Annotated in this window: 22 protein-coding genes; 10 read left to right on the forward strand and 12 right to left on the reverse strand. The window is 64.2% G+C overall.

The annotated features are described in order from the left end of the window. Positions 1–12 precede the first annotated feature (12 nt). Both L6639_RS03515 and L6639_RS03520 read right to left on the reverse strand, forming a co-directional pair. Positions 13–789: a cyclase family protein gene (locus L6639_RS03515; RefSeq protein ID WP_237858945.1), complete on the reverse strand. Its 777-nt coding sequence runs from the start codon at positions 787–789 to the stop codon at positions 13–15. A 37-nt stretch (positions 790–826) separates the two neighbouring features. Next, a complete protein-coding gene (locus L6639_RS03520) occupies positions 827–1816 on the reverse strand; it encodes a fumarylacetoacetate hydrolase family protein (RefSeq protein ID WP_237859431.1) in 990 nt (329 codons plus the stop codon). Between the two features lie 138 nt (positions 1817–1954). Between L6639_RS03520 and L6639_RS03525 the strand changes: the two genes are divergently transcribed. The 5 genes from L6639_RS03525 to L6639_RS03545 are packed head-to-tail and all read left to right on the forward strand — an operon-like array spanning position 1955 to position 5892. After that, positions 1955–2851 carry an ABC transporter substrate-binding protein gene (locus tag L6639_RS03525; protein WP_338076521.1) on the forward strand — a complete coding sequence of 299 codons (897 nt, stop codon included), beginning with the start codon at positions 1955–1957 and terminating at the stop codon, positions 2849–2851. Between the two features lie 11 nt (positions 2852–2862). Beyond that, positions 2863–3567 carry a GntR family transcriptional regulator gene (locus L6639_RS03530; protein WP_237858948.1) on the forward strand — a complete coding sequence of 235 codons (705 nt, stop codon included), beginning with the start codon at positions 2863–2865 and terminating at the stop codon, positions 3565–3567. Further along, positions 3564–4370: an ABC transporter ATP-binding protein gene (locus tag L6639_RS03535; protein WP_237858949.1), complete on the forward strand. Its 807-nt coding sequence runs from the start codon at positions 3564–3566 to the stop codon at positions 4368–4370. Before L6639_RS03530 ends, L6639_RS03535 begins: the two co-directional genes overlap by 4 nt. Continuing rightward, positions 4367–5131, forward strand: a complete 765-nt coding sequence (locus tag L6639_RS03540; protein ID WP_237858950.1) for an ABC transporter permease — start codon at positions 4367–4369, stop codon at positions 5129–5131. The genes L6639_RS03535 and L6639_RS03540 overlap by 4 nt, the downstream gene beginning before the upstream one ends. Beyond that, on the forward strand, positions 5128–5892 hold the full coding sequence (locus L6639_RS03545) for an ABC transporter permease (RefSeq protein WP_237858951.1): 765 nt from the start codon (positions 5128–5130) through the stop codon (positions 5890–5892). Before L6639_RS03540 ends, L6639_RS03545 begins: the two co-directional genes overlap by 4 nt. Here the strand turns inward: L6639_RS03545 and L6639_RS03550 are convergent, their stop codons facing one another. The 3 genes from L6639_RS03550 to L6639_RS03560 are packed head-to-tail and all read right to left on the reverse strand — an operon-like array spanning position 5893 to position 9853. Next, entirely contained in the window at positions 5893–6321 is a 429-nt protein-coding gene (locus L6639_RS03550) for a RidA family protein (protein WP_237858952.1), read from the reverse strand. 18 nt (positions 6322–6339) lie between these two features. After that, positions 6340–7518, reverse strand: a complete 1179-nt coding sequence (locus L6639_RS03555) for an acyl-CoA dehydrogenase family protein (RefSeq protein ID WP_237858953.1) — start codon at positions 7516–7518, stop codon at positions 6340–6342. A 16-nt stretch (positions 7519–7534) separates the two neighbouring features. Further along, positions 7535–9853 carry a bifunctional salicylyl-CoA 5-hydroxylase/oxidoreductase gene (locus L6639_RS03560; protein WP_237858954.1) on the reverse strand — a complete coding sequence of 773 codons (2319 nt, stop codon included), beginning with the start codon at positions 9851–9853 and terminating at the stop codon, positions 7535–7537. 256 nt (positions 9854–10109) lie between these two features. Between L6639_RS03560 and L6639_RS03565 the strand changes: the two genes are divergently transcribed. After that, the gene (locus tag L6639_RS03565; protein ID WP_237858955.1) at positions 10110–10616 is read left to right on the forward strand and encodes a MarR family winged helix-turn-helix transcriptional regulator; all 507 of its coding nucleotides are present in this window, start codon (positions 10110–10112) and stop codon (positions 10614–10616) included. A gap of 12 nt (positions 10617–10628) precedes the next feature. Here the strand turns inward: L6639_RS03565 and L6639_RS03570 are convergent, their stop codons facing one another. The 7 genes from L6639_RS03570 to L6639_RS03600 are packed head-to-tail and all read right to left on the reverse strand — an operon-like array spanning position 10629 to position 17999. Beyond that, the gene (locus tag L6639_RS03570) at positions 10629–12272 is read right to left on the reverse strand and encodes an ATP-dependent acyl-CoA ligase (RefSeq protein WP_237858957.1); all 1644 of its coding nucleotides are present in this window, start codon (positions 12270–12272) and stop codon (positions 10629–10631) included. A 26-nt stretch (positions 12273–12298) separates the two neighbouring features. Next, on the reverse strand, positions 12299–13456 hold the full coding sequence (locus L6639_RS03575) for an ABC transporter substrate-binding protein (protein WP_237858958.1): 1158 nt from the start codon (positions 13454–13456) through the stop codon (positions 12299–12301). Positions 13457–13513: 57 nt separating this feature from the next. Further along, a complete protein-coding gene (locus tag L6639_RS03580; protein WP_237858959.1) occupies positions 13514–14296 on the reverse strand; it encodes a cyclase family protein in 783 nt (260 codons plus the stop codon). Between the two features lie 35 nt (positions 14297–14331). Next, a complete protein-coding gene (locus tag L6639_RS03585) occupies positions 14332–15573 on the reverse strand; it encodes an SDR family NAD(P)-dependent oxidoreductase (protein ID WP_237858960.1) in 1242 nt (413 codons plus the stop codon). Then, on the reverse strand, positions 15570–16748 hold the full coding sequence (locus tag L6639_RS03590) for a thiolase family protein (protein WP_237858961.1): 1179 nt from the start codon (positions 16746–16748) through the stop codon (positions 15570–15572). Before L6639_RS03590 ends, L6639_RS03585 begins: the two co-directional genes overlap by 4 nt. A 22-nt stretch (positions 16749–16770) precedes the next feature. After that, positions 16771–17196: an organic hydroperoxide resistance protein gene (locus tag L6639_RS03595; protein ID WP_237859433.1), complete on the reverse strand. Its 426-nt coding sequence runs from the start codon at positions 17194–17196 to the stop codon at positions 16771–16773. A gap of 20 nt (positions 17197–17216) precedes the next feature. Next, a complete protein-coding gene (locus tag L6639_RS03600; protein ID WP_237858962.1) occupies positions 17217–17999 on the reverse strand; it encodes an aspartate/glutamate racemase family protein in 783 nt (260 codons plus the stop codon). A 635-nt stretch (positions 18000–18634) separates the two neighbouring features. On the opposite strand from L6639_RS03600, the gene L6639_RS03605 reads away from it, so the two are divergent. Genes L6639_RS03605 through L6639_RS03620 form a run of 4 tightly spaced genes read left to right on the forward strand, consistent with a single transcriptional unit; the run spans position 18635 to position 23346 of the window. Further along, positions 18635–19783: an ABC transporter substrate-binding protein gene (locus tag L6639_RS03605; protein WP_237858963.1), complete on the forward strand. Its 1149-nt coding sequence runs from the start codon at positions 18635–18637 to the stop codon at positions 19781–19783. A gap of 43 nt (positions 19784–19826) precedes the next feature. Then, positions 19827–20870 (forward strand): branched-chain amino acid ABC transporter permease, encoded by a 1044-nt coding sequence (locus tag L6639_RS03610; RefSeq protein WP_237858965.1) that lies wholly within the window; start codon positions 19827–19829, stop codon positions 20868–20870. Next, on the forward strand, positions 20867–22636 hold the full coding sequence (locus L6639_RS03615; RefSeq protein WP_237858968.1) for a branched-chain amino acid ABC transporter ATP-binding protein/permease: 1770 nt from the start codon (positions 20867–20869) through the stop codon (positions 22634–22636). Before L6639_RS03610 ends, L6639_RS03615 begins: the two co-directional genes overlap by 4 nt. Next, positions 22633–23346: an ABC transporter ATP-binding protein gene (locus tag L6639_RS03620; protein WP_237858970.1), complete on the forward strand. Its 714-nt coding sequence runs from the start codon at positions 22633–22635 to the stop codon at positions 23344–23346. The genes L6639_RS03615 and L6639_RS03620 overlap by 4 nt, the downstream gene beginning before the upstream one ends. Positions 23347–23369: the final 23 nt, after the last annotated feature.

The following is a 23369-nucleotide window of genomic DNA, read 5'->3' on the forward strand; positions in this document are numbered from 1 at the left end:
CGCTTGCGACCTCTAGCCGTCAACGATGGCCACCGCCCGCGTCCAGCCCGCGGATGCCCGCTCGATCTTCACCGGGAAGCACGACACCATGAAGCCGGTCGAGGGCAGAAGCTCGAGATTGTGCAGCTTCTCGATGTGGCAATAGCCGATGTGGCGTCCGGCCTTGTGACCCTCCCAGATCAAACTGGCATCCCTGGTCTCGGCATATTTCTTCGCGGTGTAGACAAAGGGCGCGTCCCAGCTCCAGCCATCGATCCCGGTCAGCCGCACGCCGCGTTCGAGCAGATACATGGTCGCCTCATAGCCCATCCCGCAGCCCGAGGTGACGTAGTCCTGCCGCCCGTATTTGGCGCCGGCGCTGGTATTGACGACGACGATCTCTAGCGGCGACAGCGTATGCCCGATCCGCTTCAGCTCCGCCTCGACATCGCCTGCAGTCGCCACATATCCGTCGGGCAAATGGCGGAAGTCGAGCTTCACGCCGGGCTGGAAGCACCATTCCAGCGGCACCTCGTCGATCGTCCAGGCGCGCTCGCCACGGTTCATCGTGGGATGGAAGTGCCAGGGCGCATCGAGATGGGTGCCGTTATGGGTGGACAGATTGACCATTTCCACCGCCCAACCCTGACCGTCGGGCAGATCCTCCGCCTTCAGCCCATCGAAGAACTGGAGCATGCGCGGCAAGCCCTGCTGATGATCGATGTATTGAATGGTCGGATGGTTGCCCGGCGGATCGGCCGGCACGTCGTTTTGCAGCGGTACGGAGATATCGATCAGTTTGCGCGCCATGGTGATTCCTCGTTGATTTTTTCAGTCCGTTGCGAGCTCAGGCGTCCTGCCGCTCGACCCTGTTCCTCAAGACGCCGATTTTCTCGACTTCGAGCTCGACGGTGTCGCCATGCTCGAGATACCAGCCGAGCTCGAGTCCACAGCCATTGCCCACCGTGCCTGAACCGATGAATTCACCCGGCATCAGCGTCTCGTCCTGCGTGACATGGGCGATGATCTCTTCGAACGAGAACAGCATCCCGTCTGAGACGCCGGTTGAACGGGTCTCGCCGTTGACACGCGCTTCCATCTTCAACTTGTAGGGATCGCCGATCTCATCCGGCGTCACGACCCACGGCCCCATCACATTGCCACCATCGAAGCTCTTGCCCTTGGCGGGGCCAAGCCGTCCTTCCATCTCGATGCGCTGCGCGTCGCGCGCCGAGAAATCGTTGAAGATGGTGTAGCCGAAGATGTGATCCCTCGCCTTCGCCGCAGGGATATTCGCGCCCCTGTTCTTGGTGATGATGCCGAATTCGAGCTCGTAGTCCATCACCTTGCTATAGCGCGGCCATTTGACGGTGGTGTTGGTGCCGCGAACGCTGAAGCGGTTGGTGATGTAGAAGATCGGTTGCTTGCGATAGACCTCGGGCAATTCGCCGAGCGGCTCGGCGTCGACCCGCGCCAGCTCCTCCATGTCGCCTTTGGCGCGCGCCGCGAGCTTGCGCTGCCCGCGCGGCGCCTGGAGGATGTGCAGCGGGAACGACATGCCGTCGCGCATCTGCCGGGGCTCCGGCACCGGCGCGAGGATGTCCACCGCTGATGTCGCCGAGGACAGCGCCGGATCCGCGCCGTGCTTCTCGAACAGCGCCGCCGCCTGCTCCAGCGCGCCGGGCCCCGCGTCGATCAGCGCCAGCATCGAGGCGAAGGCCGGATGATCCTGACCATCGCGCGCAGCGGACGCGGCGATGTCGAATATCCGACCGTCCTTGGAATGCACGATGCCGATCTTGTCCTGACCAGCCGACCTGAATGTAGCGAGTTTCACCTTGGACACCCCTTGCTCTGATTGAAAATATATGATCGAATAAAATATCGATAATCAAGATAAAAAAATGCGCCTTGGGAGGATAGTTTGAAGAGGCAGTTGGCAAGATTGGCGATCACGCTCGGAATTTCGCTTCAGATGGCTTGCGCATTGGCGGGCTCGGCGGCGGCACAAGCGAAAATCCAGATCGGTTGCACGGCCACCTCCGACTGTGCGTCCGCCATGGTCGCGGTCGACGAAGGCATTTTCAAAAAGCACGGGCTCGACGTCGAGATGACGCCGATCGCCATCAACTCGAACATCCCTGCCGCGATCCTGTCGAACTCCATCCAGATTGGCGGACCGACCTCGACCGTCTTCCTCCAGGCGGTTGACGGCGGCCTCGATCTGGTCGGCATTGCCGGCGCCTCCGTGATGAACACGACGTCGAACAACGCCATCACGGCCTTCGTCCGGAACGGCATCACCATCAACGAGCCCAAGGACTTCGTCGGCAAGAAAGTCGGCGCACCGGGCCTTAACGCGTTCCTGCATGTGCTGTTCGTGAAGTGGCTGGTGGAGAAAGGTGTCGATCCCAAGAGCGTCAAGTTCGTCGAGGTGACGTTCCCGACGATGGCCGACATCATCAAGTCCGGCAGCGTCGATGCCGTTCTCACCGCCGAGCCATTTGTCACCCGCATGACCAATGCGGGCCTCGGCTCGGTCGGCGCACGCTACGCCGTCGAGCTCGCCCGCACCGACCCGATCATCTTCTATGCGGCCTCGCGCGAATGGGCGGAGAAGAACGCCGCGACCGTGACCAAGTTTCGCGATGCGATCGCGGAAGCGGCAGTGATCGTCAACAGCGACCGCGAGAAGGCCTCCGCTTCGATCGCAAAGTTCACCAAACAGCCGCTCGATCTCGTCAAGGCGACGCCTCCAAATCAGTCCGAGCCACGCCTGAAGCCGGAGAACCTCTCCTGGTGGATCGAGGTGATGTCGTCGCAGAAGATGCTGCAATCAAAGCTCGATACAAGCAAACTGGTGCTGAACTGAGGACCCCTGCGATGCCGGCTTCCGAACGCCCTGTCGAACGTCCGAACGGCGAAGCCGGCACCTTGAGCGAGCGCGCGGCTACCCTCCTCGAGCAAGACATTCTCGCCGGACGCCTGGCGCCGGGGTCGCGGCTTGGCATCGTCGATCTCGTGCAGCGCTATGAAATCGGCGCCACGCCGCTCCGCGAGGGTCTATCGCGCCTGATGTCACGCGGATTGATCGTGGGCATCGGCCAACGTGGCTTTCGCGTCGCCGACGTCAGCCGCGAAGACCTGGCCGACATCACCTGCATGCGCACCGCCGTCGAGAAGGAGGCAATCCGGTTAGCCATCATCCATGGGGATGACGCATGGGAGGCCGGCATCGTCAGCGCGCTGCACCAGATGCGTCGCCACATCGAGCGCACCGGCAACGAATTCCGCGAGGGCGCCGCCGATTTCGACCGCCTGCACAAGGGCTTTCACACCGCCCTCCTCGCGGCTTGCGGTTCGGGGCGGATGCTCGGCGCGCATTCCGACCTCTACGACCAGGCTTATCGCTACCGCCGCGTGATGATGAGCGGAATTGACAGCGGTGCGGACTTTATCCGTAGCCATCAAATGCTTGCCGACCGCGTGCTGGCGCGAGACGTGCCAGGTGCACAAAAGATGCTGGAAGCACACCTACACTCGACCATCAACTTCGTCTATCCGCCCGCCAGCGAGAGCAACCGATGATCCTTCTTGCAAGACTTGACGACGCAAAGGCGGCGCGGCAGCAAAAGCCATTGATCAGCTTCAATGGCGCAACGCTCCGGCTTGGCGGCAAGACCATTATCGAAAATCTCGATCTCACGGTGCGTCCCGGCGAATTCCTCTGCATTGTCGGTGCCTCCGGTTGCGGCAAGACCACTGCATTGCGTCTCGCGGCGGGCCTCTATCGTCCGACCGGCGGCGCCGTCACCTTCGATGGCCAGGCGATGCTCGAACCGCGCCGCGAGGTCGCGATCGTATTCCAGGACTACGGCAAGGCGCTGCTGCCCTGGCGAACCGCAGCCGGCAACATCTCGCTTGCGCTGGAGGCCTCTAGGATTCCCGCGCGCGAGCGACCCGGCCGGATCGCTGAGTTGCTACGCAAGGTCGGCCTGCCCGCCCATGCCGAGAAATATCCGGCGGAAATGTCCGGCGGCATGCAGCAGCGATTGCAGATCGCGCGCTGTCTCGCACAGGAGCCAACCACGCTTCTGATGGACGAGCCGTTCGGTGCGCTCGATGCGATGACACGGCAAGGTCTGCAGGACGAGGTGCTGTCGTTGACGGCGGCGACAAACACGACCGTCATCTTCGTGACCCACGATCTCGACGAGGCGATCTATCTCGGCGACCGCGTCGTCGGTCTGTTGCCGCATCCGGGGCGGATCGGAATCGAGCTGGACGTGAACCTGTCGCGCCCGCGCGACCAGCTTGCCACCCGCGAGCACCCGGAATTCCTGCGGCTGCGCCGGCAACTCTTCGACTTCATCAAGGCGACCGAACATTGAGCCTCGCGCGCACCAAGCCGCTGTTGCTGCCGCTGGCGGCACTTCTCGCCTTCGAGCTCTGGATCCGCCTTGCCCATTTGCAGAGCGACAGCTTGGCGCCTCCGAGTGCGGTCCTCGCCGCTCTGGTCGCAGCACTCGCCGACCTCACGATCCCGATTGCCACCCGTGACACTCTGCTGGCGGCGTTTGCGGGGCTCGCGATCGGCAGCATCATCGGGCTCGGGCTCGGGATCGCTTTCGGCGTTTCGAGCATGCTCGATCGTCTCATGGAAGTGACCGTCGAGGCGATCCGGCCGATTCCGTCGATCGCGCTGCTGCCGATCGCACTGATCGCGCTCGGCTTCGGCTATCGCATGGAGATCGTGATTGTCACCTTTGCCTGCGTCTGGCCGATGTTGATCCTGAGCCGCACCGCCGTCCGCGGCATCGAGCCACGGTTGATGGAAGTGTCACGCGCGTTGCGCCTGACGCCGGTGCAGCGGACCATCAAGATCATCATTCCGGCCGCGCTGCCGCGTATCTTCGTCGCGTTCCGGCTGTCCGCCGGTATTGCACTGATCGTCGCGGTGACGGTCGAGATCGCGATCAATCCGCTCGGCCTCGGCGCCGGCATCATGCTGGCCCAGCAGGCGCTGCGACCCGATTTGATGCTCGCTTATCTCGTCTGGATTGGTGCCATTGGCTATGGACTCAACCTCGCTTTGATCGTCGTCCAGCACCGCTTGTTCGGCCGTGCAGCGACCGCCGGAGCCGGGTCATGAGCGCCACCGCAATGATCTGGCGCATGGCAAGCTTTGCGGTCGCCGCCGGCTTTGTCGGTCTTTGGCAGCTCATCGCCAATCTCAAGCTGGTCTCGCCTGTGTTTCTGCCCGGCCCGGACCGCGCCTGGACCGCGCTGGTACGTGGCTTTGCGAGCGGCGATCTCGCAAGCAAGCTCGTCGGCACGCTGGAGCACATGGCCTATGGCTGGCTCGCCGCCTCGATCGCGGGCATCGCGCTCGGCGCTCTGATCGGATCGTCTCGCCTGATGCGCACCTACATCGCGCCATCGCTGGAATTTCTGCGCCCGCTGCCGGTCTCCGCTATCATCCCCGTCGCGATCGCGCTGTTCGGCCTGACGGAGGGCATGGCCCTGTTCGTGATCGCCTTCGGTGCGATCTGGCCAATCATGCTTGCGACCATTCACGGTTTTGCCGCCGTCGAGCCGCGCCTCTACGAAGTCGCGCGCGCGTTGCAGATGTCGAGGCCCGCGGTCGTCTTCAAGATCGCGTTGCCGTCAGCCCTGCCCGACATCCTCGCCGGCATGCGGCTGAGCCTCACCGTCGCGCTGATCCTCTCGGTGGTGTGCGAGGTGCTGGCCGGGCTCGACGGCCTCGGCCATTGGGTGTTGCTGTCAGCGCGCGCATTCCGCTCGGCTGATCTTTTTGCCGGCGTGATCCTGCTCGGGGCAATGGGCTATGTGACGTCGGTTGCCATGTCCCTGGCTGAGCGCAGGCTCTTGGCCTGGCAGTCGATGCGCTGATCAGCTTGAGACGACGGCGGTCGCTTCGATCTCGAGGCGCGCCGAGGGCTCGACGAGACGCACGACCTGCACCAGCGCCATGCTTGGATAGTGGGTGCCGATCACCTCGCGATAGGCCTTCCCAAGCGCCTTCAGATTCGTGACGTACTCGTCCATGTCGACGACGTACCAGGTCAGGCGCACGAGATGGTGCGGCTGCGCGCCACCCTCGGCCAGGATCGCGACGATGTTTTCGAGCGTCTGGCGAACCTGCGCGACGAACCCGTCGGCAAACCGCCCCGCGACATCCCAACCGACGACACCACCCGTCACGACAAGGCGTCCCTCGGCCATGATGCCGTTGGCATATCCCTTCGGCTGCGGCCAGCCGCTGGGCTGGAGCACTTGCAGACCGGTCGCGACAGCTTCCGGTTTTCTCATCGTACTCATGCGGAACTCTCTATCTTCTCAGCGCGGCTTCAACAGCTCGCGAGCGACAATCAGCTTCTGGACCTCGGTCGCGCCCTCGTAGATGCGCAGCGCCCGGATTTCGCGGTAGAGGCTTTCGACGACCTCTCCTTTGCGCACGCCGCGACCGCCGAACATCTGGACAGCGCGATCGATGACGCGCTGCGCGGTCTCGGTCGCGGTCAGCTTCGCCATGGCGGCTTCGCGCGTCGTCGGAAGTTTCTGGACGTCGCGGCGCCAGGCCGCGCGGTAGGTCAGCAGTGCGGCGGCATCGGTGTCGGTTGCCATGTCGCCGAGCGCGGCCTGGGTCAGCTGGAGATCCCCCAAGGTCGCACCGAACATGTGCCGGCTGCGCGCGTGCCACAGGGCTTCGTCGAGCGCCCGCCGGGCGAAACCGAGAGCCGCGGCCGCGACCGAGGCGCGGAAAATATCCAGCGTCTGCATCGCAAGCTTGAACCCGCCGCCGGGCGCGCCGAGCCGACGGCTCGCCGGAATCCGGCAATTGGTGAAGCGCAACGTAGCCAAAGGATGCGGCGCGATGACATCGATGCGCTCGGCGATGCCGAAGCCGGGATCGTCGGGAAAGACGACGAAGGCCGAGATGCCGCGGGCGCCCGGCGCCTCGCCGGTTCGGGCAAACAGCGTGTAGACGTCGGCAATGCCGCCGTTGGAGATCCAGGTCTTCTCGCCGTCGATGACATAATCGTCGCCGTCGGCGCGCGCGGTGCAGGACATCGCCGCGACGTCAGACCCCGCCTCCTTCTCGGACAGCGCGAAGGCCGCGAGCCATTCGCCGGAGCGAACTTTTGGCAGCACTTGCTTGCGCAGCTCAACTGAGCCGCCGAGCGCAATCGCGCCGGAGCCGAGCCCCTGCATGGCGAAGGCGAAATCGGCAAGGCCATCGGCATAGGCGAGCGACTCGCGCGACAGGCAGATTGAACGCGAATCGATCGTGGTCGCATCGCCATCGGGTGGCGCGACCGCGCAATCGAGCAGCCCCGCCTCGCCCATCGCGCGCACGAGGCTGCGGCAGGCGCCGTCGACATCATCGTGGTCGACCGTGTCGAGCGCCCCCGATTGCACGAAGCGATCGAGCTTCTCGCCGATCGTGTGGTGGCGCTGTTCGAAGAACGGCCAGTCCAGCCAGTCGCGCCTGATGACCTTCGCAACGGAGCTCATTTGTCATCTCCTCCGTTCATGGGGCGGCCGCCGCGGCGGCGCGTGCCAGGTTGGTTTCGTACTGCCCCTTGGCGGACAGATATTGCTTCGGCCAGCTCACCGCGGTGATGCCGATACGCGCGGCTTCGTGCAGCGTCCAGGCCGGATCGGCAAGATGCGGCCGCGCAATCGCGCAGAGATCGGCACGGCCGGCAGCTAGGATCGAGTTGGCGTGATCGGCCTCGGAGATCGCACCGACGGCGATCGTCTCGATGCCGACCTCGTTGCGGATCAGATCGGCGAAGGGCGTCTGGAACAGGCGTCCATAGATCGGCCGCTCCTCCTTCCAGACCTGCCCCGAGGAACAATCGATCACGTCCACCCCCGCTTCCTTGAACATCGCGGCGAAGATCGCCGCGTCGGCCGGAATGTTGCCGCCGTCGGTCCAGTCATGGCACGACAGACGCACCGACATCGGCCGATCGGAGGGCCACGCCGCGCGCATGGCCTTGAACACCTCCAGCGGAAAGCGCGCCCGGTTCTCGTGACTGCCGCCGTAGTCGTCCGTGCGGCGGTTGGTCAGCGGCGAGAGGAAGCTCGACAGCAGATAGCCGTGGGCGCAATGCAGCTCGAGCCACTCGACGCCGGCGGCAGCGGCACGATGTGTCGCTGCGACAAAATCGTCGCGCACACGGTCCATGTCGGTGCGGTCCATCGCCCGCGGCAACTGGCTGTTGGGCAGATACGGCAAGGCCGAGGCCGACATCAGGGGCCAATCTCCTGATGCCAGCGGCTGATCGATTCCTTCCCACGGCACTCGGGTCGCGCCCTTGCGCCCGGCATGGCCGAGCTGAATCCCGACCTTCCCATGTCCAACACTGTGGACGAGCTCAACCAGGCGGCGCCATTGCTCAGCCTGCGCATCGTTCCAGAGCCCGAGACATCCCGGCGTGATCCGCGCATCCGGCGAGACGCAGGTCATCTCGGCAAAGATCAGCGCCGCGCCGCCCATGGCGCGCGCGCCGAGATGGGCGATGTGGAAGTCGTTGATGAGCCCGTCCTGCGCCGAATACATCGCCATCGGCGAGACCATGATGCGGTTCGCCAGCGACAGGCCACGCACGCGGTGCGGCGTCAGCATCGGCGGCGGCACCCGTTCGCCGTCCTTGAGTGCGATCCCTGCGCGCGCAGCAAACCAGCGCTCAAAGCCTTCCAGCCAGGTGCGGTCGCGCAGACGCAGGTTTTCGTGGCTGATGCGCTGCGAGCGCGTCAGCATCGAATAGAAGAATTGCGGCGGCTCGAGCGTGTCGGCATAGCGCCGGCCGACCACCTCGAACCATTCCATGGCGTTGCGCGCAGCATTCTGGATGCGCGCGACATCGACGCGGCGCACCTCTTCATAGGCCTCCAGAACAGTCGGGATGCCCTCGCGACCGTGACCATGGCGGTCGAACTGATTGGCGAGCTCGATGGCGTCGTCGAGCGCGAGCTTGGTGCCCGAGCCGATGGCAAAATGCGCGGTGTGCGCGGCATCGCCCATCAGAACGACATGCGACTTGCCATTGAAGACGCTCCATTTGCCGCAGATCAGGCGGCTGAAATTCAGCCAGGCCGAGCCGCGCAGATGGCGTGCGTTGGTCAGGAGTTTTGCACCGTCGAGCGTCCCGGCGAAGATCTTCTCACAGAACTCGATCGACCCCTGCTGATCGAGTTCGCCAAGCCCGTGGGCGTTGTAGGTCTCTTCCGTGGTCTCGACGATGAAGGTCGAGGTCTCCGCATCGAACTTGTAGATGTGCGCCTGGAACCAGCCATGCTCGGTCCTCTGGAAATCGAACGTGAAGGCGTCGAACGCCTTCTTTGTGCCGAGCCAGATGAAGCGGTTCGGCCGGATCACCATGTCTGGCTGGAATTGCTCGGCATAGCGGGCACGAATCCTGGAATTGACGCCGTCACAGGCAACGATCAAATCGGCGTCAGGAAATTCGAGATCGGACTCGACCTCGCGCTCGAACACGAGCTCGACACCCAGCGCCTCACAGCGCCTCTGGAGAATGTTGAGCAGGTGCTTGCGGCCAATGCCGATGAAGCCATGGCCACTGGTACGCTGGCGAGTCCCCTTGAAGACCAGCTCGATGTCGTCCCAGTGATTGAAGGCATCCTCGATCTCGGCGGCGCTCTCGGGATCGGCAACGCGCATCGCCAACATCATGGCGTCGGAAAACACGACCCCCCAGCCGAACGTGTCGTAGGGCTTGTTGCGCTCGACGACCGTGATGACGTGCTCTGGATGCCGACGCTTCATCAGCAGGCCCAGATAAAGGCCGGCCGGGCCGCCGCCGATACAGACTATGCGCATGATCCCTCGCTTTCGCGCGTCGCGCCGTGTGTCGAGCTCTCACTCAAATTATTTTAAGCATAAAGTATTTCGTCGGCGCATGCATTGTCAAGGCGGTTCTGCGATGACCCGACGCGGCAGCTCAAAGCCGCAGCAGCGGCGCCGATTCCGAGACCCTCGGGCTCCGCCTTGAATTTACTTTTGGCACGAACTATCTTGCCCATGTCCATGAGAGCTGCTCCAGCTTTCAAATGGCCACGAAGCCCGGGAGATTCGATTGGCACTCGCGAAGGAGCCCACGCCTGTTTCGGCCAAGAATGGGGCGGATCAGGAAGCTGAGTACAGGGCTCAAACGCGAGTTTGGCTCCGGCTGCTCGCCTGCACAACTCTGATCGAGGGCGAGCTGCGGCGCCGGTTTCGCGAAGAGTTCGATTTCACGATGCCGCGCTTCGATGTTCTCGCCCAACTCGACCGTGAGCCGAGCGGGCTTGTGCTGGGAGAGCTGCCCAAGCGCCTGATGGTCTCGGCCGGGAACCTGACGCCGATCGTGGACCGACTGGTCGCGGATGGATACATCACCCGCACGCCGTCAAACCTCGACCGCCGCGTACAGATTGTCTGCATGACGGTCGAAGGCCGCAAGACCTTCAGGCGAATGGCCAAGAGCCACGGCGCATGGCTTGCCGAACTGCTGGCGGATTTCCCGGCGGACCGGTTCGACGGATTGATCGGCGAGCTCGACGAGCTCAAGAGCGCCGTCAGGGACGCGCTACAGAAGCCCTGAGTCGGCCGATGCTCAACGCCGCAACTTCACGCCGGCCGCCTCGCGATCCCATGTATCCGCGGTGACGCCCTCATCGCGCAGCACGCCCTTCTTGATCTTGCCGTTTTCCGTCAGCGGCAGCTGGCTCAGAATGCGCACATAGCGCGGGATGGCGAAATAGGCGATATGGCCTTCGCAGTGCCTGACAATATCGACGGGCTCCAGCGATCGGCCCGGCTCGAGCAGGATCGCCGCCGCAACTTCGTCCTCTCCCAATTCCGACGGCAGCGGGTAGATCGCGCAAGCGGCGACCGCGGGATGGGACTGGATGGTCTGCTCGACCTCCCATGAAGATACGTTCTCGCCACGCCTGCGGATCGAATCCTTCATGCGATCGATGAAGCGATAGTGTCCGTCAGCATCCCGGACCACCCGATCGCCAGAGTGGAACCACAGGTTGCGCCAGGCCTCGACCGTCTTCTCCGGCATGCCGAAATAGCCGGTGGCGAAAGCAAAGGGCTCGCTGGCGCGAAGCACGAGCTCGCCGGCCTCGCCATCAGGAAGTGCGGAATCATTCTCGTCGACGATCCGCGCTTCGATGCCGTCGGCCAGATAGCCCATCGTCCCCGGACGATCGGACGGGATGGTGCCGGCGAACACGAAATTAGTCTCGGTCGACCCGTAGCCGTCGACCAGCGGCACGCCAAACCGCTGCAGGAACGGAGCGTGGATCTGCGGCGGCACGCCGCCGCCAAGCGCGACACGAAGCCGATGCGTCTTGTCGTTCGTCGTCTCCGGCTGCGCCAGAAGCATCGATGCCATCGCACCGAGTAGATAGCCGACCGTTGCCTTATGCCGTTGCGCGGCGGTCCAGAAGCCAGAGGCGGAGAATTTCGGCTCCAGCACGTAGGTGCAGCCGTTCAGCAGCGCCTGATAGAACGCGTTCAGCGCGTTGGTGTGGAACAAGGGCAGTGTCGTGAACAGCACATCGCCTTCGCGGATGCCCAGCGCCCGCGCCGAATAGATGCCCCACCAGAACAATTGCGCCTGCGGACAGCACACCCCCTTTGCCGGCCCCGTAGTGCCTGACGTGTAGAGGATCGCAACGGTGTCGCCGGGACGCACGGCGCCGGCCGGCGCGGAAGCGCCAAACGCCGGCAACGGCACCGCGGACAGCCTGGCATCGAATGCTTCGTCGGCTGCTCCGATGATCCAGGTTCGGGGCGGCAGCTCGACACCGGCCTCGACGCTGTCGATCGCGCCAGCGAACTGAGCCTCAACGACAAGAAGCGCGGGACGCGAGTTGCGGAAGATGTGGGAGAGCTGGAAGCCACGCAGCGCCGTGTTGATCGGGACCGCGATGGCGCCGAGCCAGGCACAGCCGAGATAGACCTGCAAGAACTCCGGACGGTTCGAGCACATCAACGCGACCCGATCGCCCGGCTTGATGCCGGCATCGACAAGCGCCTGGGCCGAGGCAGCCGCGATCGCCGCGGCCTGCGCAAAGGTCCAGCGCGTCTCGCCCGCGACCAGCAGGACACGGTCGCCATAGCGCTCGGCCTGTCGCGTGAGGATGGTGGACAGAATCCGGTCCGACGGCGGAAACAACGTTACCACGCGCGCCCAGGCCGGCGTGGGAATACCGTCCCCGACCGCGCCACCGCTCTGCGCATGCACGCTGCTCTCCATCGCTCTTGCCTCGCTCAGGGCAACAGCTTGTATTTGCCGTCCTCGATCTGGACCATGATGCGCGAGCGGTCGTCGACGCCATGTCGATCCGCCGGCGTATAGGTGTAAACGCCCTGGGTCCCCACAACCTCCTTGGTGGCGAACAGCGCCCGGCGAAGCGCGATACGGAATTCCGGCGAGCCGGGCTTGGCGCCTGATGCCATCGCACGCTTGGCGGCATCGGCGAGCACCAGCCAGCCGTCGAAGGAGTAGGACGAAAACGAATCCGTCGGCGCCTCGCCGTTCGCCTTCTCGAAAGCCGCGCGGAAATCCAGCGCCACCTTCTGGATCGGATTGCTGGCCGGAAGCTGCTCCGCCGCGGTCACGGGTCCGGTCGGGCAGATGATGCCGTTGGCCGCCTTGCCGGCGAGGCGCAGGAAGTCGGCGCTGATCATGCCGTGATTGCCGTAGAGCGGCCCCTTGTAGCCGCGCTCGGACAGCGCGATCACCGGCAGGGCACCGGGCGTTCCCGTTCCACCCAGCATGATCGCATCGGGATGCGCGGCGACGACGCGTAGCACCTGCGCTGTGACGGAAGAGTCCGAGCGCGCGAAGCGCTCATTGGCAATGATCTTGATGTCGACCGTCTTCGCACTTTGTTCGAGCGCGTTGTACATGAGGTCGCCGAACGCATCGGAGAACCCGATGAAGGCAACGGTCTTCAGACCTTTCGCCTTCATATTGTCAACGATCCCTTGCACCAGCAGCGGTGTCGGTTGGGGCGTCTGGACGACCCATGGGCCACCATCGCCTGATGGCACCGGCGCGATCGGCGACACTGCGATCATCGGAATCTTCATCTCGATCGCCGCCGTCGCCATCGCGAGCGTCTGGGGTGCGCCGGACGTGCCCATCAGGACATCGACTTTCTCCTGCTCGACCAGCTTGCGCGCATTGCGAGCGGACGCGGTTGGATCAGAGCCATCATCCAGCTGGATGACCCGGACCTTCTCGCCGCCGATCTCGCCGAGATAGGCTTGGCCCGCCGCAATCCCCTTCGCGTTGGGAATTCCAATCGACGACACCGGCCCGCTGAGGCCGGTGACGAATCCGACGAGAATCTCGGCCTGCGCTGCTTGCGGGATGGCAAGCAGCACTGCAGCGGAAGCGAGCAAACTCTTGATCAAGTTCATGGCACCTGTCTTTCGTGAGAATTTCTTGTTCTGATTGGCAAGTGCCATGAATAGGGCTCAGGTCGACGCAACCAGCGCGATGACGCGAAGCGGACTGCCGGAGCCGTTCTGAATCTTAAGTGGCGAGGCCACAATGACGGCGCCGGTGGGTGGCAACTGATCCAGGTTGCACAGGCATTGCAGACCATAGCGCCCTGCGCCGTGCAGGAAGTGATGCGCCGGATAAGGCGGATCGAAATGCCCGGCCTGCCCCGCATCGGTTCCGATGGTCTCGGTGCCAAACCCGATGACGCCGCGCTCCTCCACCAGCCATTTCATCACGGCCGGATTCGGGCCCGGCGTATGCGCGCCGTCATCCCTGAGATTCGCGTAGTCGCGCCACCCCTTCTTCGACCAATCGGTGCGCAACAGAACCCAGTGACGAGCGGGGATCCGTCCGTGCTTCGTCTCCCATGCTTCGACGAGCGGGACGGTCAGGACGAAGTCCGGATCCTGCGCGGCCTGTGCTGAGCAATCGATGACGCAAGCCGGCGCGATCATGTCTTTCGGCGGCATCGTGTCGACGGCATTGTTTGGCAGATCCTTGCCGGTGAACCAATGAATCGGCGCGTCGAAATGCGTGCCGGTGTGCTCGCCGAAGGTGACGTTGTTCCAGTACCAGGCCGGACCGCGACTGTCATATCGCGAGATTTCCTGGATACGGACAGGAGCTGCCTGGCCGAATTCGGGCGGAAGGACGATGACCGGAAAATCCGGACTGAGCGTAAAGGTCAGGTCGACGACGCGCACCGCGCCGGAAGAAATCGCACTCGCCAGCTCCAGGAGATTCTTGCTTTGCATTGTCACGTCCTCCAGCTTGGTTGAATTGCCGCTTCTTACCTGTCGAGTTCGCGCTCCAGCGCTTTTGGATTGGCCGCGAGACGCTGCCGAATCTCTTCGGCGACGTCTCCGACATACATCTCCTCGAGCCCAGCCTTAAGCCCGGATACGATCGCCTGTGCGATCGCGCGCGGCGCGACCTTCGGCGGTGGGACGGTCTGGAACCATTCGGTGTCGACGGGCCCAGTGAACAGATTCATCACCTTGACGCCGCCCGGCCGCAGCTCGGCGCGCAGACAATGCGAAAACGACAGGCACGCTGCTTGCGAGGCCGAGTAGGCGCCAAACGCAGGCCAGTTCGCCAGTGCATAGACCGAGAGAATATTGACCCATGCGCTACTGCTATTGATGCCGTCGGCACCTCGCATTCGCATCGCAGGCCCAAAGGCCTGCGCGAGATTGATGAAGCCGAGATAGGCCTGGTCGATCTCATCGCGTGCAATGCTCGTGCCCCTGCGATCGAGCAGACCGCCCGGCCGCACATATTCCGTCGTGTTGACGAGGATATCGACCTTGCCGCCGACATCGGCGGCAAGGTCGGTGGCCGATTTCTCGTCGGCGGCATCGAGGGTCACGATCTCGATCCCATCCTGACCGCGCAACAGATTCTCGCCGGCGAACGGCCGCCACGGTTCGGCGACGCCGACGAACACGGTCTTGGCGCCTGCCGCCTTCAAGGCCGCGACGGCTTCCTGGCCGATCACAGTGCGGCCATTGGTCACGAGCACCCGCCGGAATTTCGGATCGGCCGTCATTTCCCGGTACTGTTTGTCGTCCGACATGTTCGGAGTCTCCCCCTCGGGATGGGCAAAGGCCACCGCCTGCCCGCTCTTGTCGAGTTGCAACGACATGCGGACGGCTGCGCCCTCTACGCAATCGCCATGAAGATGCGCGACAATTGTCGGACCGCAGTCCATCTTGACGAGGCCGATACGCCACGGCGCACGTTCGCGGAAATAGACATCGCTCGGCACGCGTGCCGTCGTCTCGGCGAGCAGCAGGCCTCGGCGCGGCGCATCGACGAAGGGAAGGTCTGACGACAAGCAGGACGGACATGCCTCACGCGCTGGATAAGCAAAAGAGCCGCAGGCGTCGCAGCGTTGCAGCATGAAGCGGCCTTCGGCGGCGGCCCGCGTGAACCCGTGCGACGTCCTGCTGCGCGCTCGCGGGGGCGACGCGGGCAGCCGCGTCCGCAGCAGCGGGTTTTTGCGTCGGGGCGGCTTGATCGGGTCAATCATCGCGAAGGCCCTGCAAGAATCGCGGCGCCAGAGGCGAGACCACGATCATAGTTGATCATACCGAACCCCGAGGCCAGAGCGAGGCTCGCATTCCTGACCTGCGTGGTACCCGCAGTGCCCAGAACCTGCCGCAGCCCCTCGACGAGACCCAGATAAGCGCCGGCGGCGCCGGCCTGCCCAACCGAGAGCTGTCCGCCCGACGTGTTGTGGGGGAAGTCGCCGTCAATGGTGAGATCGTGCTGGCGCACGAATGCGGCACCCTCGCCCTTCCTGCAGAAGCCCAGATCCTCGAACTGCATCATGGTGATGATGGGATAATCGTCATAAGTCTGCACGATATCCAGATCGTCAGGCTTCACGCCGGCCATCGCGTAGAGTTCGCCCACGTCCATCGCCCAGCCACCGCGCACCTGCATCGGATCGTCGGCAAAGGCATTGTGCCGCTCGATCGTCGACAGCAACCGCGCCGCAGGCAAACCCAGCGATGCCGCAGTCTCGTCGCGCATCACGAGGAACGCTTCCGCGCCGGCGCATGGCATCACGCAATCGAACAGATGAATGGGATCGGAGATCGGGCGGGCGGCCAGATATTGCTCCATCGTCAGCGGCGCCTTCATCAGCGCGTGCGGATTGCGCAAGGCATTGGCGCGCTGGGCGACGGCGATCTTGCCGACATCCTCACGCGTGACCCCAAAGGTCCGCATGTAGTTGCGTGCAATTAGCGCAAAACTCGAATTGGCCCCGCCTGCGCCATAGGGATAGACGGCATCCTGGTTGAAGCGCGAGAAGTTCTCGAGCGTCAGCCTGAACGAATCGACGTGATTGGTGTCGCCGGCGACGCACGCCACGATGTCGGCGTCGCGCGCCTGAACCGCGCGCGCCGCCTTGCGCAGGCCTGCGATGGCGCTCGCGCCGCCGAGCGGGATCGTGTCGAGCCACCGGACGCACAGTCCGAAATGCTGCGTCAATCCAACTCCGCTGTCAGTCCCCATGGTGAAGCTGGAGACGCACAAGCCGTCGATGTCGGAGGCCTTGATGCCGGCCTGCGCAACGAGCGCATTCAGGGCACGGCCGATCCACCATTGCGCGCTCTCGATGGAGTAGCGCACATAGGGGATTGTGACGGGAGCCGCAATTACGACGCCGTCATACGGTGCGCGCAAGGAATTGGTCACCGACCGCCCTCGTTCATCCGCCTCAGACCACCGTCAGTTTCACGGCAATATTGCCGCGGGTTGCGTTCGAATAGGGGCAGCGCTCATGCGCGCCGGCAACGACCTGTTCCGCCACCGCTTTCTCGACGCCGGGCAGATTGACCTTCAGCTCGACAGCCAGCGCGTATCCGACCGGCACGGGCCCCATCGCAACCTTCGCAGTCACTGACGGCTCGGCAGAGGGCACCACCTTCCGCGTACGCGCGACGAGCTTGACCGCACCGAGAAAGCAGGCGGCATAGCCGGCAGCAAAAAGCTGCTCGGGATTGGTGCCTTCGCCCCCGGGGCCACCTAGCCCTTTCGGCACCGACAGCGACACCGACAACAGACCGTCGGTGCTGGCGGCCTTGCCATCCCGACCTCCGGTCGCCGTCACCTCGGTCTCGTACAGGATCTTTTCGGGAGTCATCACGATGGGTTCTCCAGGATTTAGCGGCTGTCACGGGCCAGCATTGCGCGGAAATCGATGCGCGCCTGGGCGCTGGCACGCTTGAAGCTCGGCCCGCGGCTGGGCTCGGTGCCGTTGAGCCTGCGGAGCTGCACCCACATCTCGGCGCTCTTCAGCGCCACGGCCGCACAGTTGACCACCGGCGCATGACCGACCTTCAGGCCATGCTCCTTCCCGACCAGAAGGCCCGGCAGCACGCCGGCCGGGATCACGACATCTGCGCCGCGCTCGACCAGCGGAAGGGCGCAGGCGACGAAATCCTTGATCATGCGGGCTTGCGCGGCGGCGTCGCCAGCGAATGCATCGGCAAAATCCTCCGGCTTGCAGCCGAGGCCGGTCACGTGGACGATGCGATCTCCGAGGCCGTAGCGCTCGGCTTGCTCATAATGCCAGACCTCGAAGACGGGATCGAGCGTCACAAGACCGAGACGCCGGCCGAGCTGCGAGGCCGCCAGCAACGTCGCCTCGCCGGTCCCGATCACGGGAATGTCGAGCGCTGAGCGCAGCTCGTAGAGGCCCGGATCCTGAAAATGCCCCATGACGAAGGCATCGAAGCCGCCCTCCTCCGCCGCGATGCCGTTGTCGATCGCCTGGACTGCGCAGCGTAGTTCCGCAAGCCGGCCGAACTCGCGGTCCGGCGGGCTGATGCCCTCGACGTGAACCGTCGTGCCTGGTGCAGCGATGTTGTTGAGGTATTCCGACAGCCGCGCCATGTAGGGCGCGTTCGCGCTCGCATCAACGAAGCTCTGCCAGAAGATGCGCATCGTCCTTCTCCTCAAACGTTGATCGGAGGATCGGTCGTCGGCTGCCGATGAATATATTTCAATCATAAACTAATTCGCGCGTCAAATGCGCGCGACGGCGACCTCAAGGCTCGCCTTTCAGAACCAGGCCGCACGACCTTTTTGCTCAACCGGACCGTCAAGAAGCGCCGCACACTGACGAAATTGTATGCAACAACATTTTTTCCTGACAGCCCCATGACACGTGTTGACGGCGCCACAGACGATACTTTAGGCTTTAAGTAATTCATCGCCGGCTAGAGACCGGCGGCCATGACAATGAATGTTGCAGGGCACCGATTTTGAGAGACTCGATCGTGTGGACAGTCGCCGGGCTCGAACAGCCGGCCGTAGCAGCAGCATCGCCGGCCGCGCATCGCGGCCGCACCGACGACCTTTCATCGCTCCGCAAAAGGCCCGCTTGCATCCGCCGGTGGGTTCGACGTTCACGCGACAAGCATCACCATGACTGCTGAGCGCCGGGGCGAACAAACTCTCTTCGGTCGCGCCCGGGATTTGGCGCCGCAGCAATGTTTTCAATCGATAGTTCGTCGTTCGGGGTCCCCGCGCGGCAGCTTCACGGCATTCCTATCCAGCATCAACGGAGGAGAACGCATATGCGCAAGACTCTGAGCTTCCTTGCATTCGCCGTCGGCATCGTCGCCGCCCCGGCTGCGCATGCCGACATCACGATCGGTTTCGTCACCTCGCTCAGCGGCAACGGCTCGTCGATCGGCATCCCCTACGGGCGCGGCATCAATGCGGCCTATGAATACAAGAAGACCATCAACGGCGAGACCATCCGCCTGATCCAGCTGGATGACGGCTCCGACCCATCGGCCGCGACCCGCAACGCACGCAAGCTGGTGGAAGAAGAGAAGGTGGACCTCCTGATCGGCACGGCCACTGCGCCCTCGACCATCGCCATGGCGGCGGTGGCGAGCGAATTGAAGGTGCCGATGATCGCGGTCTCGCCGATCGGCAAGCTTCCTGATACGCCCGAGCAGTGGGTGGTGTCGGTGCCGCAGCCGGCCTCCCTCCTCGTCAAGATCGTCGCCGATCGCATGAAGCGCGACGGCATGAAGAACATCGGCTATATCGGCTTCTCCGACGCCTGGGGCGATCTCGTCTATAACGGTGCCAAGGCGGCCGAAGCCGCTGGCGACATCAAGATCCAAAGCAACGAGCGCTATGCCCGTACCGACACCTCGGTGACCGCGCAGATCCTCAAGGTCCTGGCCGCGCGGCCGGACGCCGTGCTGGACGGCGGCTCGGGAACGCAGGGCGCGCTGCCTCTCCTCAGCCTCGCCGACCGCGGCTTCAAGGGAAACACCTACGGCACGGTGGCTCTGGTCAATCCGGACTTCGTGAATGTCGGCGGCAAGGCGGCCGACGGCATCCAGGTTTCCGCAGGTCCCGTGATCGTCGCCGAGCAGCTGCCTGACGACCACTTCGCCAAGAAGATCGCGCTGGAATTCCGCAGTGTCTACCAGAAGGTCCACAACATCCCGACCACCGACGGCTTTTCCGCCTATTCCTTCGACGCCTGGCTGATCTTCGCCAACGCCGCGGAGCGCGCGCTGAAGACCGCGAAACCGGGCACAGTGGAATTCCGCGCGGCGCTGCGAGACGCGATCCTCAGCACCAAGGAGCTGGCCGGCGTGCATGCCGTCTATAACTTCAAGCCAGGTTCGGTGACCGGCGTCGACGAGCGTTCGCTCGTCGTGGTGCGCCTGAACGGCGGCGCCTGGAAGTACGCGCCGTAGCCGGACGGCGGCTGGCCAGCACAACAAGGGGACGGCGTTCTCAATGACGAGCGACATCGCAGCCATTCTTGCGATCGACGGGATCGCCACCGGCGCGGTCTATGCGCTGGTGGCAATCGGAACCGTCCTCATCTTCACGGTGACACGGGTCATCTTCATCCCCTTTGGCGACATCGCCGCCTTTACGGCGCTGACGCTGGCCGCCCTCGATGCGAAGCGCTTTCCGGGCACGGGCGCGTTGGTCGTGATCCTGGCGTGCCTCGCGACCCTGATCGAGATCATCTCGCTGGTGCGCACGGGCGAGCTTCGGCTGCTTCCGCGGGCGCTGTTCTTCTATCTCGTTCTGCCGCTGGCCGTGGTTGGCATTGCCTGGCTGACGATGCGCGCCGATCCTCCTCTCGCCGTCAGACTCGTGCTCGCCTTGATGCTGATCACGCCGATTGCCCCGCTCTTGGACCGGATCGTCTTTCGTCCCATCGCGGACGGAACGGTGCTGTTGCTGCTAACCGTCTCGGTCGCGCTGCACTTCGCCCTGGTCGGCCTCGGGCTCCTCTTCTTCGGCCCCGAAGGTGTACGAACCGAACCGCTGACCTCGTTCTCCACCGAATTCGCCGGCGTGTTGATCTCGGGCCAGACCATGCTGATCGTGATTGCTGCACTCGTCTTCTCCGGCCTGCTCTATCTCTTCTTCGACTTCACGCTGGTCGGCAAATCGTTGCGCGCCACCGCGGTGAACCGGACCGGCTCGCGCCTGATGGGCATCCGCCCCGCCCGCGCCGGCACCATCGCTTATCTCCTGGGCTCGCTGATGGCCGGCGTCTCCGGCATCCTGATCGCACCTGTCAACACGGTATTCTATGATTCCGGCTTCCTGATCGGCCTCAAGGCCTTTGTCGGCGCCATCGTCGGCGGTATGACCAGCTATCCCGGAGCCGCAATCGGCGCCGTCGGCGTCGGCATCCTCGAAAGCTTCGCCTCCTTCCAGAGCAGCGCGCTGAAGGATGTCATCGTATTCTCGCTGCTGATCCCGATCCTGATCTGGCGATCGCTCGCCTCGCTGCATTCCGAGGAGGAGATCGAGGAATGACGCGCCTTCACGTTCAGCTCGCGGCTGTGGCGGCCGTTGTGTGTCTCGCGCTCGCGCCGCTGGTGCTCAGCCCGTTCAGCATCACGCTGATGAACTATATCGGCATCTATTCGCTGGTCGCGATCGGCCTTGCGCTCCTCACCGGCGTCGGCGGCATCGTGTCGTTTGGACAGGCCGCCTTCGTCGGTGTCGCCGCCTATGCCACCGCCTGGGTCTCCGCGCTGAACGGATACTCGCCGTGGCTCGGCCTCGTCTTCGGCGTGGCGCTGACCTGCTGCGTCGCTGGCATCCTCGGTGTAGTCACCTTGCGGCTGCAGGGCCATTTCCTGTCGCTCTCGACTGTCGCCTGGGGCCTCGCCATCGGCTTCCTGTTCGGCAATGTCGACGGGCTCGGCCGCTTCAACGGCATCTCGTCGATCCCGCCGATCAGCGTCGGATCATTCGCGCTTGTGTCCAGCGTCCATATCTATTTCCTGATCTGGGGCATCGTCGCCGTGGTCCTCTTCCTCGGCTACAACCTCTTGGACTCCCGGCTCGGCCGCGCCATGCGCGCGCTGCGCGGCGGCAACATCCTGGTCGAGAGCCTCGGCATCAATGCCTTCCGGATCAAGCTCGTCACCTTCGTGATCGCGGCGTTCCTCGCCTCGCTCTCCGGCTGGCTTTACGCCCATATGAGCCGCTTCATCAGCCCGGGGCCGTTCGACGCCGGCATGGGCATAGAATATCTGATGATGTCGATGGTCGGCGGCGCCGGCAGCTTGCTTGGCGGCGTCGTGGGGGCTGCCATCGTCACGCTTCTGAAGAACAGCGTGCAGGACTATCTGCCACTGATCGCCAAGGGCGCATCCGGCCAGCTCGAGATCGTCGCCTTCTCCGCGCTGTTCATCCTGTTCCTGCAATGGGCCCGCCAAGGCATCGTGCCGTTCGTCGCGCGCTATCTGCCGAAGATCAAGCGCGAGCGGCCGCCGGCCGCGCCACCCCTGCCCCGCCGCCCGCAGCCGACACCGGGCGAGTTGCTTCTGAAAGTCGACGGTGCCGAGCGCCGGTTCGGCGGCCTCGTCGCGGTGAACAATGTCAGCTTCGAAGTCCGCTCCGGCGAGATCCTCGCCGTCATCGGCCCGAACGGCGCCGGCAAGAGCACGATGTTCAATTGCCTGACCGGCGCGCTTCGCGTGAACAAGGGCGAGATCGTCTTTGCCGGGCGCCCGATCACGCGCGATCCGCAGTCCCGCATCGCCAAGGCCGGCGTCGCCAGGACGTTCCAGCATGTCAAACTGCGGCCGCGCATGAGCCTGCTCGAGAACGTCATGCTCGGCACCTATGCGCGCACCCGCGCCGGCCTGTTCGCCGGCGCCTTCCGCCTCAACCGGCGCGAGGAGGCGAGCATCCGGCACGAGGCCTTGATGCAGCTCGAACGCGTCGGGCTCGGCGACAAGCCGTTCGAGCTCGCCGGCAATCTTCCGCTCGGCAACCAGCGGATCCTCGAGATCGCCCGCGCGCTCGCCGCGGATCCGGCGCTGCTGGTGCTCGACGAGCCGGCGGCCGGCCTGCGCCGCCAGGAGAAGCTGCGGCTGGCCGAGCTGCTACGGTCACTGCGATCGGACCATCTCACCATCCTGATCGTCGAGCATGACATGGAGTTCGTGATGTCGCTGGTCGATCGCATCGTCGTGCTCGATTTCGGCTCTAAGCTTTGCGAAGGCGCGCCCGCCGCGATCCGCAGCGACGAGCGCGTGCAAGAGGCCTATCTCGGAGGCGTCGCGTGACCGAGATGTTTTCGATGACTGACGTCACCGTCTGCTACGACAATGTCGAAGCGGTGCGCAACGTTTCGCTGTCGGTCGAGGAAGGGCAGATTGTCACCGTGATCGGCCCGAACGGTGCCGGCAAGACCACGCTCTTGATGGCAGCGATCGGCCTGCTCGCTTCGCGCGGCCGCCTCGTCTTTCAGGGCAACGACATCGGCAGGATGTCGGTCGAGGATCGCGTCGAGCACCGGCTCTGCCTCGTGCCGGAAAAGCGCGAGCTGTTCTCCGACATGTCGGTCGCCGACAACCTCCTGCTCGGCTCCTACAGCCTGCGCGATCGCTCCGGCGTGCAGAAGACGCTCGACGAGGTCTACGACCGCTTCCCGCGCCTGAAGGAGCGGCAGCGCCAGGCCGCCGGCACCCTCTCCGGCGGCGAGCGCCAGATGCTCGCGCTCGGCCGCGCGCTGATGGCGAAGCCCAAGCTGCTGATGCTGGACGAGCCGAGCCTCGGCCTTGCGCCGCTGATCGTGCGCGAGATCTTCCGCACCATCGCATCGCTGCGCGATCTCGGCGTCTCGATCCTGCTGGTCGAGCAGAACGCCCGCGCCGCGCTGGAGACGGCCGACTACGGCTATGTGCTCGAGACCGGCGAGATCGTGCAGTCCGGCCCTGCGAAGGATCTGATCCACGATAAGAGGCTGATCACGGCCTATCTCGGCGGGCATTGAGGCCGGTCCGACCAGAACAGCCG

It is taken from the genome of Bradyrhizobium zhengyangense, from assembly GCF_022012555.1.
Lineage (GTDB): Bacteria > Pseudomonadota > Alphaproteobacteria > Rhizobiales > Xanthobacteraceae > Bradyrhizobium > Bradyrhizobium zhengyangense.